The 14,890-nt window shown below is 63.9% G+C and carries 9 protein-coding genes; 1 reads left to right on the forward strand and 8 read right to left on the reverse strand.

Annotated features, from left to right (window positions below; genetic code table 11):
• Positions 1-68: 68 nt before the first annotated feature.
• From VITFI_RS15280 to VITFI_RS15310, 7 genes are all read right to left on the reverse strand, one after another.
• Positions 69-2,003: a hypothetical protein gene (locus VITFI_RS15280; protein WP_157725721.1), complete on the reverse strand. Its 1,935-nt coding sequence runs from the start codon at positions 2,001-2,003 to the stop codon at positions 69-71.
• 116 nt (positions 2,004-2,119) lie between these two features.
• Complete coding sequence (locus tag VITFI_RS15285) at positions 2,120-2,863, reverse strand: lysophospholipid acyltransferase family protein (protein WP_089417713.1); 744 nt, start codon at positions 2,861-2,863, stop codon at positions 2,120-2,122.
• Complete coding sequence (locus VITFI_RS15290) at positions 2,863-4,170, reverse strand: dihydroorotase (RefSeq protein ID WP_089417714.1); 1,308 nt, start codon at positions 4,168-4,170, stop codon at positions 2,863-2,865. The genes VITFI_RS15285 and VITFI_RS15290 overlap by 1 nt, the downstream gene beginning before the upstream one ends.
• Positions 4,171-4,191: 21 nt before the next feature.
• Positions 4,192-5,154, reverse strand: a complete 963-nt coding sequence (locus VITFI_RS15295; RefSeq protein WP_089417715.1) for an aspartate carbamoyltransferase catalytic subunit — start codon at positions 5,152-5,154, stop codon at positions 4,192-4,194.
• Positions 5,154-5,660: a bifunctional pyr operon transcriptional regulator/uracil phosphoribosyltransferase PyrR gene (pyrR, locus tag VITFI_RS15300; protein ID WP_089417716.1), complete on the reverse strand. Its 507-nt coding sequence runs from the start codon at positions 5,658-5,660 to the stop codon at positions 5,154-5,156. The genes VITFI_RS15295 and pyrR overlap by 1 nt, the downstream gene beginning before the upstream one ends.
• The gene (ruvX, locus tag VITFI_RS15305) at positions 5,657-6,082 is read right to left on the reverse strand and encodes a Holliday junction resolvase RuvX (RefSeq protein ID WP_089417717.1); all 426 of its coding nucleotides are present in this window, start codon (positions 6,080-6,082) and stop codon (positions 5,657-5,659) included. Before ruvX ends, pyrR begins: the two co-directional genes overlap by 4 nt.
• The gene (locus VITFI_RS15310; protein WP_089417718.1) at positions 6,079-6,657 is read right to left on the reverse strand and encodes a YqgE/AlgH family protein; all 579 of its coding nucleotides are present in this window, start codon (positions 6,655-6,657) and stop codon (positions 6,079-6,081) included. Before VITFI_RS15310 ends, ruvX begins: the two co-directional genes overlap by 4 nt.
• 64 nt (positions 6,658-6,721) lie before the next feature.
• Between VITFI_RS15310 and VITFI_RS15315 the strand changes: the two genes are divergently transcribed.
• Positions 6,722-8,221 (forward strand): cryptochrome/photolyase family protein, encoded by a 1,500-nt coding sequence (locus VITFI_RS15315; RefSeq protein ID WP_089417719.1) that lies wholly within the window; start codon positions 6,722-6,724, stop codon positions 8,219-8,221.
• Between the two features lie 58 nt (positions 8,222-8,279).
• Here the strand turns inward: VITFI_RS15315 and VITFI_RS15320 are convergent, their stop codons facing one another.
• On the reverse strand, positions 8,280-14,885 hold the full coding sequence (locus VITFI_RS15320) for an Hpt domain-containing protein (protein WP_089417720.1): 6,606 nt from the start codon (positions 14,883-14,885) through the stop codon (positions 8,280-8,282).
• Between the last annotated feature and the right edge of the window lie 5 nt (positions 14,886-14,890).

The raw sequence follows: 14,890 nt of genomic DNA on the forward strand, positions 1-14,890 counted from the left end.
AGACGGCAAGAGCAAAGGGTTCAATTTAACCACTGCACCTGCCGACCCCATGCACGCCCCAACGCCCTTCAGCGCACGCACTTGAACACCGACACCACCCCCGAAGGCACCCCTTCATAGGGCACACGCCAGGTGGCTTCGGGCAGGTCACGCGAGATGAGGACGTAGTCCAGGATGGGATCGCGGCACAGGGTTTGCGCTGCGTCAGAGCTCAAAGCCTGGGGACTGCCGAGCTGAACCCTTAATCTGGCAAAAGGAGAGCGTGTACCAATATCTCGTGGAATGGTGTAACCCGATGCTTGCAGCGGTAGTTTCTTCACTTCGTCTTGGGAAACATCAGCCCCCAGTAATCCAACCTGCGCGACATGGGCCAGCCGCCGCCGAAACTCCATCGCAACCTCGCGTGAAAAAAGCGCCGCCGCTCCTTGGTAGGCAGAAATATAATGTCCCTGCCGTAAAAAATTCCAACTCCCACCGACATCTGCATCCCAGTAAATCAATGAATCACTCGGAATGACAGCTCTTAGAGCCTCCGTAGAAGGTAAAGGCTGGAATATCTGTTTCGCCTGCCCTCCCAACACCCCCAAAAGTACGGCCCAAACAGGTAATAACAGCCCCCCCGCAAACACCCAGCGCCACACGCGCAGCTGGGTTGCTCCTACTAGAACGGCGACGACACAGAACAAGGGAAGCGTCCATAATGCTTCGCTCGCAACCCCCATCCAGAACCCATGAGGATGCCCATCCAGCTCGTAAATAAGCGCACGGGCCATGAACTCAGGAAACCGAACGGACAAACTCATCGCAAGCAGTATCACGGAACCTGCCAAGAGTGCCTTTTTCAAACCACTCTTCTGAAGATAATGAACCACTCGCGGCCAAGAGAAGAACACACCCGGTAAAAACAGCCAAACCGTTGACAAACTATTCGACAGCACAGCCGCCATCACCAATGATACTTGAATACCATGCAGAACAGTCCATTCCCGCCAAGGTGGCAGAGAGCTCCACCACAAAGCAGGCGCCAGCAATTGGCACAACCACAGAACCCGCCATAGCTGAAGTTGAAGCAACAACACGCTGCGGGTTTCCTCTGCCAGCCACCACAACCCCAGCATCAACAACTGAACCCCCGCCAAGGCACCTGCCCAACGGCGCATCAGTGGTTGCGGGTGCCACCGGGCCACAGCCAGTAACAAAAGAGCGATGCCCCCCGCTTTGACAAGAACCACAGGCCCCCAAGAGGCTGAAACGATTTGTCCGGCCAACACCACGGCACATTCCCACCACAGTGGATCAAATGCTTGGAACAAATACGCCAAGGGACCCACTTTAAACGTGGCGCCCATGAGCCCAACAACCAGAACACCCACAGTGCCCCAAACCCATTGATACCTGGGGAGAAGCAGCACCCACAATCCCAGTCCCGGCAACGCCATCAATGGATGAAATGCCAACCCGAGCCCCAGCGCCACGACACTCCAAAGCCAACGTTCACGTACCCGAAACGCCAGGCACCACAAAACCCATGCCTCCGCCCAAGTGCGCGGCGTCACATCAGCTGCACCGTAGAAGAACATGGTTTGGCTGTCGTAATTACTGGGAAGAAGGAGCATCAGCGCCAAACAAGCCCACCAACCGTTACTGCTGCTCTGACGCCACAATGCATGAGCCAACGCCACAGCTCCGCTGCCCCATAGCAAACGCCCGAGGGTTGAGATGAGCCATCCGGCTGGTTTGATATCCAGTACGCTGATCAGATGACCGTAAAGGCCCCCAAACAGCGAAAAATCTCCTTGTGTCTGAGCCAGAAAAAAGAGATCTTTAGAGAAAGCACTGGGGTTTTGCCGATACAGAGCATCCCCGGTGTAGAACAGTCCATCGCTGTTCATGGCCAGCGCTACATACTGGTCGGACAGCCACCACACTCCCAATAGCCATGCGAGAATCACCAGGGTTGGTGCTGCCGATTTTTTTCCATCGTGCGCAAACGTTTTATTCATCACTTGACCTTTCACGCAACGACCGCAGCGGCAACTTCATGCTACGCGCCGGCTCTCGCAAAAACAAAGAAGAAACCGCCCACTTACAGTGGCCAGTATTTTGCTGCACTGCCCGCTCAAACCACCGGCGGGGTCAGGGTCGCTTGAATCGTGGCCCGCAGGCGCTCCGCCAAAGCGCGGCGATCCAGGGACGTGGCATCTTCAGGCGGTAAAAAACACACTTCCACCGCCAGACCTCGGGCGCAGGCAATCCACCACAGGCTTTGTGCCAACGAAGTTTCACCCACATACACCGCCGCCTCGGCAAACGGCTGCCCCGGCTGGCGGTAGCGCAACACCACCGGCTGCACCGGCATCCGAGCGGCAATGGCTGCTTGCAGTAAATTGGCGTGAAACGGCAGCACCTGGGGGCCTTCGCCCGTGGTGCCCTCGGGGAATACAGCGACCAAGTCCCCCGCCTGCATCGCGGCGGCCATTTCATGCACCACCCGCATGGCGTCGCGTTTGCGCTCGCGTTCGATGAACAGGGTGCCGCCCTGGCGGATCAACCAACCCAGCAGCGGCCACTTCAGCACATCGGCCTTGGAGACAAAACGGGCGCGTGGGCAGGCGCTGTGGATCGCGGTGATGTCCAGCCACGATACATGGTTGGCCACCAACAACCCGGCGTGCGGCTGCGCCTGGCCGATCACGGTGAGCTGCACGCCCAGGTGGCGCAACAGCGCAGCACTCCACCCCTGGACACGGGCCTGGCGCTCGTTCAACCCCAAACGCTTGAACGACAGCGCCACGATGGCCATGCCGTGCAACAAGTGCCCCAGCACCCGCAGCAAACGGGCCACGCCCACCAGCGTCCGCATCACGCCGCCTGGTAGGCCACCGTGCCCGCCACCAGCGTGTACTTGACCCGCCCTGGCAGCGCCGTGCCGCTGACGCTGAACTCAAACGGCGTGTGTTTGCCTTGGCTGCGCAGCACTTCGGGGCTGACTTGCCAGATCTCCGCTGGATCGAACACGCACAAATCCGCCACACCGCCTTCGACCAGTTGCCCCGCGCTTTGCGCCAGCGAGCCCAGCGACTCACCCAGCACCTGCACCGGCTTGGCAGTGATGCGCGCCAAGGTATCGGCCAAGGTCAAGCCTTGTGCGTCACCCCACTTCAGCGTCAGGCTGAGCAGCAGCTCCAGACCGGTGGCGCCGGGTTCGGCTTCGGCAAACGGCAGGGTTTTGGCGTCCGTGTCCACCGGGGTGTGGTCGGAGACGAGCGCGTCGATCGTGCCATCCGCCAAGCCGGCGCGCAGCGCTTGCCGATCGGCATCGCGGCGCAGCGGCGGGTTCAGGCGCATGGCCGAGTTGAAGAAACCGATATCCACATCGGTCAGATGAAGTGAGTTGATGCTCACATCCGCCGTCACCGGCAGGCCTTCGGCCTTGGCGGCACGCACCAGCGCCACGCCCGCCGCGCTGGACAGGCGGCACAGATGCACCCGGGCACCCGTCACCCGCACCAGCTCAAAAATCGTGTGCAGGGCGATGGTTTCCGCCGCCACCGGCACGCCGGCCAGACCCAGGCGCGTGGCCATCGGGCCACTGGCGGCCACGCCCTTGCCGAGCCAGCCGTCCTGCGGGCGCAGCCAAACCGTGTAGCCGTAGGTGGCGGCGTACATCAGCGCCCGTTGCAGCACCAACGTGTCTTTCACTGGCACTTCGGCTTGAGAAAAACCGATGCAACCGCTCTCGGTCAACTCCGCCATTTCGGTGAGGGCTTCGCCCTTGAGGCCGCGTGTCAGCGCGCCCAGCGGGAACAGCCGGCAACGGCTGAGTTTGCGCGCACGCAGCTTGAGCATTTCCACCAAGCCGGGTTCGTCCAGCGTCGGATCGGTGTCCGGCTGGCACACCAGGCTGGTGACACCCCCAGCCGCTGCCGCCGCCAGTTCGCTTTCCAACATGCCTTCGTGCTCGTGGCCGGGCTCGCGCAGGCGGGCAGCCAAATCCACCAAACCGGGGGCCACCACGCAGCCCGTGGCATCGATCACCCGGTGCGCGTCAAAGTCCGCCGAGACGTTGCCGATGGCGACGATGCGCCCCGAGGCCACCGCCACATCGGCCACTTCGTCGCGGCCCGAGGCCGGATCCACCACGCGGCCATTGCGAATCAAGATCTTCATGGGTACTTTCTCCGGCCCGACTCAGGCGTCATTGCCCGCGATGATGGACATCACCGCCATGCGCACCGCGATGCCGAACGTCACCTGCGGCAGGATCACGCTCTGGCGGCCATCGGCCACGCCGGACGCGATCTCCACACCCCGGTTGATGGGGCCCGGGTGCATGACGATGGCGTCGGGCTTGGCCAGCGCCAGTTTTTCTTCCGTCAAGCCAAAGTTCTTGAAGAACTCGCCGGCGCTGGGCAGCATCGCGCCGCTCATGCGCTCGTTTTGCAGGCGCAACATGATGATGACGTCGGCATCGCGCACGCCTTCGGCCATGTCGTGGCAGACGCGCACGCCCATCTCACGCAAATCGCCTGGCACCAGCGTCTTGGGGCCCACGGCGCGGATTTCCGGCACGCCCAGCGTGGTCAGCGCGTGGATGTCCGAGCGGGCCACACGCGAGTGGACGATGTCCCCGACGATCGCCACCGTCAGGTTGTGGAACTCTTTTTTGTAGTGGCGGATGGTGTACATGTCGAGCAAGCCCTGCGTCGGGTGCGCGTGGCGCCCGTCACCGGCGTTGACGACGTGAACATGCGGCGCGCAGTGCTGCGCGATCAGGTACGGTGCGCCGGATTCGCTGTGGCGCACCACGAACACATCCGCATCCATCGCGCTCAGGTTGGCGATGGTGTCCAGCAAAGTTTCGCCCTTGGCGGTGCTGGAGCGGGCGATGTCCAGGTTGAGCACATCGGCGGAGAGGCGCTTGGCCGCGATCTCGAACGTGGTGCGCGTGCGCGTGCTGTTCTCAAAAAACAGGTTGAACACGCTTTTGCCGCGCAGCAACGGCACTTTTTTGACCTCCCGGTCATGCACCGAGAGGAAGGTGCCGGCGGTGTCGAGAATCTGCGTCAGCACCGCCTTGGGCAGCCCCTCGGTGGACAGCAGGTGAATCAGCTCGCCGTGGCGATTGAGCTGAGGATTGCGTTTGGAGAGCATCACGGCTCCTGGTGAAGACTGAAAAGGAAACTGCCATCGTCCGCCCGCGCCAGCGACAGGCGCTGAGCCGCCGGCAGCGTGAAGCGAGCGGCGGCGAAAGCGGGTTCAATCGGCAGCTCACGCCCGCCCCGGTCGACCAACACCGCCAGTTCAACGCTGGCGGGGCGACCGAAGTCAAACAGCTCATTGAGCACGGCGCGCACGGTGCGACCGGTGTGCAACACATCGTCGATGAGCAGGATGTGGCGGCCATCGATGGAAAACGGCAGATGGGTGACATCACGCGAATTGGACAGGCCACGCGCAGCGAAGTCATCGCGGTGCAGCGTGCTGGAAATCACGCCATGGCGGCCCGACAGGCCCAGATCGGCGTGCAGCCGCTCGGCCAGCCACGCCCCGCCCGACCACACACCCACCAACGAGGTGTCTGGCCGCAGCAGCGAGCGCACGCCGCGCAGCAGTTCGCTGTACAGCGCGGGGGCGTCCAGGGGAATGAAAGTCGTCATACAAAGTGCTCGCGAAAAAATTGTTCGAGGATGAGCACGGCGGAGGCGCCATCCGCATCGCGGGCGCCCGCCGCGAGGGCCTCGGTGGTGGTGTAACGCTCGTCCACCGCGTAGACCGGCAGTTTGAAGCGACCTTGCAACTGGCGGATGAAACGCCGGGCGCGCTGGGTGTTTTCGTGCTCCGCGCCATCGGGGTGAAACGGCACGCCGACCACCAAGGCTTGCGGCTGCCACTCCCGCAGCAGGGCTTGGATGGCGGTGAAGCGGGCGTCGCCCTGCGCGGTCAGGGTGCGCAACGCTTGCCCTTGGCGCATCAAACCGGTGCCCGTGGCCACGCCGACGCGCTTGAGTCCAAAGTCAAACGCCAAAAACGTGGAAGCTGTGGACACGCCGGGCAGTGCCACCCGTGGTGCCTCACTCATGCGTGCCCCGCCTCCTGCGACAGCATGCGCACGTCTACTCCCAACAGGGCGAGGGCGCGTTGGTAGCGCAGCTCAATCGGGGCGTCGAAGATCACGGCTGGATCGGCTGCGACGGTGAGCCAACTGTTGCGGCCAATCTCCTCTTCGAGCTGGCCAGCGCTCCAGCCGCTGTAACCCAAAGCCACCAGCACCCGACGCGGGCCCGCGCCACCGGAGAGGGCTTCGAGCACGTCTTTGCTGGTGGTCATGGCCAAGCCGTTGGGCACGTCCAGGGAGGAGGCGTAGCCGGGGCCATCGGCGGGCAGGCGGTCATGCAGGACGAACCCGCGTTCCGGCTGCACCGGCCCCCCGAAGTACACGGGTTGCCCCGCCAATTCAGAGGAGGCCAGCGGCAGTTCGATTTTTTCGAACAAGCGGCCCAGGGTGAGATCCACGGTCTTGTTGACCACCAGCCCGAGCGCGCCTTTGGGGCTGTGCTCACACAGGTAGACAACCGAGCCGGCGAAGCGTTCGTCGGCCATGCCAGGCATGGCGATCAGAAACTGGTTGGTGAGGTCGATCCCTTGCGCAGACATGGGGGCATTCTATTTCAGGCCCTGCCCCGGCCCGGGAATGGCACCATGGCCGACACTCGCGCTCATGCCTTCCCAACCGTTTCAACGTGCCCTGGTCTGGTTGCGCCGCGATCTGCGGGCGGACGACCACGCCGCCCTGGCCGCCGCGTGTACCCAAGCCGATCAGGTGTGGTGCGCTTTCGTCTTCGACACCCCCCTTCTCGACCCGCTGCCGCGCCGGGATCGGCGTGTCGCCTTCATTCACCACAGCCTGACGCAACTCGACGCCGAGTTGGACGCGCTAGGCCAACGCCACGGCCACGCGCCCGGGGCGGTGCGGCTGATCGTGCAGCACGGCGTCGCCACCGAGGTCATCCCGGCATTGGCGCGGCAACTGCGGGCCGATCTGGTCTGCTTGAACCACGACGATGAACCCGATGCGCTGCGCCGCGACGCCCAGGTGCGCGAGCACCTGCACGCAGCGGGCATCGTTTGCCAAAGCTTCAAAGACCATGTGCTGTTCGAGCGCAGCGAAGTGCTGACCGGCGCAAACCGCCCTTACAGCGTGTTCACACCCTACAAAAACGCTTGGTTGAAGCGCCTGCGCGCCCACCCCGAAGCGATGGCGCCGCACGCGGTCGCCCCGCACGCGCTGGCCTTGGCGCCGTGGCCCGAAGATTTGGGCACGCCGGGCATCCCGCCGCTGGCGGCGCTGGGGTTCGAGCCGATCGACGACACCCTGTTGCGCTTGCCCTGCGGCAGCGCGGGCGCTCGCACCCTGCTGGCGGATTTCCTCCCCCGCATCGACGGCTATGCCGACAAGCGCGATTTCCCAGCCTGCAAAGGCCCGAGTTACCTCAGCGTGCATCTGCGTTTTGGTACGGTGTCCATCCGCGAATTGGTGCGCGAGGCTTGGGGGCGCGGTGCGGCTGACAACGCGCCAGGGCCAGCGACGTGGTTATCGGAGCTGATTTGGCGGGACTTCTATCACCAAATCTTGCACCACAACCCGCACGTCGTCGGCCAGGCTTTCAAGCTGGAATTCGACAGCGTGTGCTGGGAAGAAGGCCCCGAAGCCGATGCGCTGTTCGACGCTTGGTGCCACGGGCGCACTGGTTATCCGCTGGTGGATGCGGGCATGCGCCAGCTCTGGCAAACCGGCTACATGCACAACCGGCTGCGCATGGTGGTGGCCAGTTTTCTCACCAAAGATTTAGGCGTCGATTGGCGCCGGGGCGAAGCATGGTTCGCGCTGCACCTGAACGATTTTGACCTGGCTGCCAACAACGGCGGTTGGCAGTGGGCCGCTTCGACTGGGTGTGATGCACAACCCTGGTTTCGCATCTTCAACCCCGTGACGCAAAGCGAAAAATTCGATCCACAAGGCCGATTCATTCGCCGCTATGTGCCCGAACTGGCCAAGCTGGACGACCGCAGTCTGCACGCGCCATGGCTGGCCCCCGCCCTGAGTTTGGCCGCCGCCGGGGTGCGGTTGGGCACGGATTACCCGCATCCCGTGGTCGATCACGACGCGGCCCGGCAACGCACTCTGGCCCGCTTCGGCTCGCTCAAACCCGGGCGCTGAAAACAAACAGCCCGGCGCGAGGCCGGGCTGTTGTGCATCCAGGGGATGTGCTGGGCCGTCAGGCCGGCAGCGCGATCGGCTGGCCGCGACGCCGGGCCGATTCCACCGAATACTCGCGCACCAAACGCAGCAGCGTGTCTTCGCTGTAGGGCTTGCCCAGGTAGTGGTTGACCCCCAGCTCGTCCGCGTGCTCGCGGTGCTTCTGCGCGATCCGCGAGGTGATCATCACCACGGGGATGTCGGCCAATTCCGGATCGCCCCGGACGTTGCGCACCAAGTCGAAGCCATCCATGCGCGGCATTTCGATGTCGCACAGCATGACGCCCGGCTTCTCGCCCGCCGCCAGCTTCTCCAGTGCATCCAAACCATCCTTGGCCAGAACCACGCGGTAGCCTTCGCGCACCAGCAGGCGCTGGGTGATGCGGCGCACGGTGAGCGAATCGTCCACCACCATGACCAGCGGCTCGCGTGGCGCTTCGATCACGGCCTCGGGCTGGATGATGGCATCGGCTGGCTTCGGCGCGAAAAGTTCGACCAGCTTGTGCCGGATGAACGTGCCATACACCGCCGACAACGCCACCGGGTTGTAGATCAGCACCGTGCCGCCCGACGGCAACAGCGACATGCCCGCCAAGCCCGGCAAACGCGACAGTTGGACACCCAGGTTCTTCACCACCACTTCCTGGTTGCCCTGCACTTGGCTGACGTGCAACGCCACATACTGCGACGCACTGCGCACGATCACCACCTGACCCGTGCGCCCTTCCACCATGCCCAGCAGTTTGTCCTGCAACAGACTGCCCAGCCAGAAGAAGGGGATGTCTTGATCCCCGTGGCGCAGTGTGCCGGCGCGGTACGCCTGCTCAATGTCCGCTGCGGGCACGCGGCGGATCAGTTCGATGAGCGTCGCCGGCACGGCCACGCTGACGTCTCCGCAACTCAGCACGACCACCTGATTCACTGCCGTGGTCAGCGGCAGCACCAGCTTGAACACCGTGCCTTGACCTTGAGCGGTCGAAGTTTCGATCCGGCCCCCCATGGCGGTGACTTCGGCCCGCACCACGTCCATGCCAACGCCCCGACCGGCCAACTCGGTCACCTGGGTGGCCGTGGTGAAGCCCGAACGGAAGATCATGCCGGCCAGCTCGGATTCAGATGGCTGCGCACCTTCAGCCAGCAAGCCTGCGGCCCGTGCTTTGGCCGCAATGCGGGCCAAATCCAGCCCGCGACCATCGTCCCGCACTTCCAACAACACTTCGTTGCCCATTTGGTGCAGGCTGATTTCGATGGTGCCTGTGGACTCCTTCCCTCGTGCCTGGCGCACTTCAGGTGCCTCAATGCCGTGAACCACCGCATTGCGCAGCAAGTGTTCGAACGGAGGCGCCATGCGCTCCAGCACCGCCCGATCCAATTCGAGCGAGCCACCCACCAAGTTGAGCCGCACCAGCTTGCCCGACTCCTTGGCCGACTGGCGCACCACCCGGTAGAGACGATCCGAAACGGTGTCGAATTCCACCATGCGGGCGCGCAAGAGGTCGTCCTGCAAATCGCGTGTCAGCCGCATTTGGCGCACAAGCTGATCTTCTGCATCCTGCAAGGTTTGCACCAAACCGCGTTGCACCGTGCCCACGTCATTGACCGATTCGGCCAGCATCCGGGTCAATTCCTGGGTGCGGGTGAAACGATCCATTTCCAGCGGATCGAAGGTTTGGTGCGAATGCCGGGCCGCCTCAATGCGCGACGTCATCTGCGATTCGGCCTGAATTTCCAAGTCCCGCAGTTGCCGGCGCAGACGCTCCAAGTTATCGGTCAGATCGCGCAAGGAGGATTGCATCTGGTGCATATCCAACTGAATACGCGCCCGGGCAATGCCCACCTCACCTGCGTGGTTCACCATGCGATCCAACAACGGCGCCCGCACACGCACCGTCCCGTGGGCCATGGTTTCGGCCTGACGGTTCACCTGCGCGGTCACCGATGCTTGCGTGTTGGACAGGCGCGACCAGTCCACATGGGCATCCTGCCCCGCAGCCACCTCGGTCGTGGAAGATTCGGACGTGGCTGCGCTGGGCGCCATGAACTGCGGCGCCACCGCCGACACAGCACCTTCCAGCGGCGCCACCGCTGCCATCAAATCGGACGGGTTGGTCGACCCCGACGTGAGTTCAGCCAAGACGTCGGCTTCCTCGGGAGAAGGCTCACCCGAAAGCAGCCGTGCAAAGTCTTCGCTCAGCACGTCCACACCCGATTCGATCTCGGCCAACTGCTTGGCATCGAGGTGGCCTCGGGCAATCACTTGCTCGACCAGGGTTTCCAGGCGGTGTGCCTTTTCACCCATGCGCATGGCACCTGCCAGACGCGCACCGCCCTTGAAGGTGTGCAGCGCACGCATCACCACCACACCGGCCGACATGTTGTTCATGTCGTTGGCCCACAAGCGCAACTGCTCGGCCAGAGCGGGCAGCAAATCCTTGCCCTCATCGGCAAAGATTTCGAACAGCTCCGGATCGATCACATCCACCGCATCGCTGGCGTCAGCGTGGCGTGGCGTGGCGTCCACCGTGCGAGCCACAGGCGCGGCAGGCACTGTGGACGGCGCAGGCGCAGGTGTGGGCGCAGCCACTGCGGCGGCAGACGCTGACGACGACGGTGCAGCCAGTTCAGCCTCGTCGTGCTCATGCTGCGTCATGCGGGCCAAGATGCGCTCGTCTGCCGGCGCCAGAACGCCGACCGCGAACTCACATAACATGCGGCGGATTTCGTCGGCCACATCGATGTACAACGCGGCCTCGCCCGGCATGCCGTGCTCGCGAGCCTGAGAGCGGCCCAGCGCATGTTCGAGCCGCCGCGCCAACCCGGACAAGTCCTTGTAACCCACCGTCCCCGAATTGCCCGCCAGCGAGTGCGCCAGCGCCACAGCGGTGTCACCCACCCGCCCCGATTGTTCGTGGTGCCATTCCTCCAATGCGGTACACAACCGCTTGGACTGTTCGTCGGCCTCGTCCAAGTAAATGTTGAACAACGCTGTCGAAATTTGCAGGTGCCCCACCGTGCGGTATTCGTCAGACTCTTCCGCAGGCACAGCCACGGGTGCGGGTGCCGGTGCGGGTGCCGGGGTGGGCGACTGTGCAGCGGCTTCGATTTCGCGCAGCACCAAGTCGAGCACATCGTCGCCCAACGCGTCGTCATCATCGACCACTTCTGCGACGGGCAGTGCCTGCGGTGTCAGATCGGCGGCCTGGGTGTCTTCACCCGACAACAACAGCTCAAAATCCAACGCGAACTCTGGCAGAACCGCTTCGGATGCCGCAGCATCCACGGGCTCGGTTGGCGTCTGGTGCAAATGGATCAGACCGGGTGCGGCCAATGCGTCCAAGTCGGTGGCATCGGCGGCCTGCGGTTCAGGCGTCAGCAACGGCAGATCCTCTGCCACGCTGAGCAACTCAGAAACCACTTCTTCAGCCTCTTGGTGCATCTGCCATGCGAACGCCAGGCCCGGCGCAGCCAGATGAGCCACCTCTTCTTCGGTCAAATCGATCTCAGCGGCCAGCAACTCACCGATCGACGCTTGCGCTTCTTGGTGCAATTGCCAAGCAAACCCCAAACCGGGAGAGGCCAAGCCTGAGTCTGTGCCCTCGCTCTCGTCAGGATCAGCCGCTTGAAACACATCGTCAGCGGCTTCAATCTGCGCCAATGCATCGCGGCACAACTGCTCGGCCAAAGCCAATCCAGGCGCGGCCAGCCCTTCGTCTGCGTCGGCGACCACATCCTCAACCAGCGCAACAGCGTCCTGAAGAAGCTGCCACGCGTGCGCCAATCCGGGAGCGGCCAGCCCATGGTCATCGTGTGAAGCCGGCGCGGCGTCATGCGCCGACACCACTTCAGCCACTTCATCCACCACGGTGTCCGGCAGCAACGCCAAGGCATCTTGATGCAACTGCCAAGCGTAGGCCAGCCCCGGAGCTGCCAGCGCCTGGCTCGACTCCGGTTCTGGTTCTGGTGCCGGCTGTTCGCCACCGTCTACATCCACCAGCAACGCCAGGGCGTCTTGGTGCAATTGCCAAGCGTGGGCCAGCCCTGGGGCAGCCAAACCGCTCGGCGCATCTGACGCGGGCTCGTCGGGTGCCGGGGCAGGCTCAGGTTCGGGCTCTGGCTCCCCCCTTGGCTGTTGATGCGGACGTGCCGTGGCGCTGGACTCGCGTGCTACCGTGCCCCAAGTCAGAGGCACTGGTTGATGCACGGAGGGCGTCACAGGGGGCGCAGCGGGCACTGGGGCAGGCGGCGGCGCTGCCGACATGTGGGCGGTGGCCATGGCCAGCAAGGACTTGGTGGCCGGTGCAGGCTCCAGACCCACGCCCGTGCGCAACGCAGTGGCTGCGGCGATCAGCTCCTTGTCACCAACGCCACCGATGTGGCCCTGCGCAATGCGTTCGATCCAAGCATCAAACTCGTTGAACGCACGGGTGAAGAACGCCCGCAGCGGTGCATCGGCGGTGGGCGTCGAGTCGGCCAGCCGGGCGTTGCACAACTGCTCGCAAGCCCAACCCGCTTCGCCGAACTCATCCAGCCCGACCATGCGGGAACTGCCCTTGAGGGTATGGAACGCCCGACGCACGACCGTCATGGCTTCCGAATCGTGATGGTTGCGATCCAGCGAAGCCAACGCCTCACGTGCCGTCGTCACCACCTCACGGGCCTCTTCAATGAAGATTTCCCGCATCTCCGCATCACCATCGTCCTCTATAGGCGGTGGCGGTGGCGGTGGCGGTGGCGGTGGCGGTGGCGGTGGCGGTGGCGGTGGCGGTGGCGGTGGTGGCGGTGGTGGCGGTGGTGGCGGTGGCGGTGGTGGTGGTGGTGGTGGTGGTGGTGTCACAGCATGTGCCCGCACCACTGGCGACACGCCGCTGCGGAGAGGCGCAGAAGACGGCACAGCTTGCGGAATCAACGCCTTCAGGCGTCCACCTGTTACGTCGTAGTGGAAACACGTTTTCGCCAGCCGAGGCTGCACGCCCAACATGTTCACCAAGAAGGCCAGTGCCCCGACGTTGTCTGCCAAACGCGCAATCACAGGCGCCACGGCACCGTGCGCATTGACTTGGCACGCCTGAAGATCCTGGTGCATCGACTGGATGGCCTGCGCGGCATGCTCCAGCCCCAGCATCGCAAAGACCCCGCGCATCGTGTTCAACTGCGCGGGAACCGGACGCAACGCCTCCTGATCCTGGGCATCACGGCTGAAACGATCGACCAGGTTTTCCACCTCGGCCAGCGTGGCCCGCAGCTCCTGCACCACGCTGCCCAAGCTCTGCCGGTTCGAAATATCACGGTACAGCGCCAACACCCACGCATCGACGGGCTCGGGCGGACGACCCGCCGTGACCGTGTCCAAACGGTGCGACAACCGCTGCACACGATCCAGCAACTCTGGCTGCTCTAAATCGGCCTCATCCAGCGAGGCGTCCAGGCACAGCAGGGCTGTCGCCACCTCCATCGCCATTTCTAGGCGAGGCATGCCACGGGTGCGGGTGGTGGCTTCGACCGCCCGTTGCACCGCCGTGGCCAACTGCGCCCCTTCTGGGTACAACTGATGCGTCGCTTGGGTGACCTGGGCCGCTTGATCGATGATGACGTCCAGCAGCGCCGATTCACCCGACGTCAGCGCAGACCAAGACTCCTTCAGCAAAGACACCCGCCTGCGCGCCGCCGGCACCAAAGCCGGGTCGTAACGCCCCAGACGGCTGTGCTCGTAATCGATCCCCGCCAGCGAAGGCAGGTGATGGCGTTGGCGGATTTGTCGCAGCAGCGGTGCCCGGCTGTCGTCCACGCGTGCCCGAGCGCAGAAGAACAGCATGTCCCGCAGCAACTGCTCGGGGAACTCCATGTCCCCTTTTTCCATGTCGCGCAGGCGGGTCAACAGCTTGGCCGTGACCCGCTTGACGTACACGTCCGCATCCAGCAACCCGTCGGCTTGGGCTTCGAAAAAGGCTGCCGACAGAGGCCACAACGGCTCGTTCCCACCCACCGGTGATTGGCTCAACGCGGCAAACAAGGTCGAAAGCTTGCGCGCCGCAGCGGCGTCACCGGTACGGAAAAAGGCCAGCACCGACGCTTCCACCGCCTGCCGCGCCTTGAGTGACAACGGCTGTCCCGTTCCTGCGGGGCGCGATGGGTCGGCCAGTTGGTGCAAATCAACCGGCGGGGCCCACAAGTCTGACGGATGAGCGTTACGGTCTTGCCCCGACAGTGCCAGCACCGCACGGTACTGCGGGAACAACTCCAGCATCGATGTGGACTGCCCCGACAGCAACCGGCGAATGTGGTCGAGCAGCCCGAACGAGGCTTTCTCCAGCACCGCCACGGCAGCTTCATCGGGCTCAGCGCCCAAGGTGTAGTGCTGCACGGCCTGTTCGCAGGCGCGCAGGTACACACCGGCTTGCGGCTGGCGCACCATGTCCATGGCACCCACGGCTTGGTGAATGCCGCTGCGGGCCAGCAACAGGGGGGAAGAAGATGCGGCCCGGGGATTCGACGAAGGATGGGCCCGGTCATGCAGGCAACGCCGCAGGGACTTGTGAGCGTTGTCGAGCGTGCGGCGCAGCTCATCGTGCACCCAGGCCAAGGCGCTCAATTGGCCAAGCTGGGCGTGATCGTGGTCTTGATCCATGGGTG

Source organism: Vitreoscilla filiformis, assembly GCF_002222655.1.
GTDB lineage: Bacteria > Pseudomonadota > Gammaproteobacteria > Burkholderiales > Burkholderiaceae_C > Ideonella > Ideonella filiformis.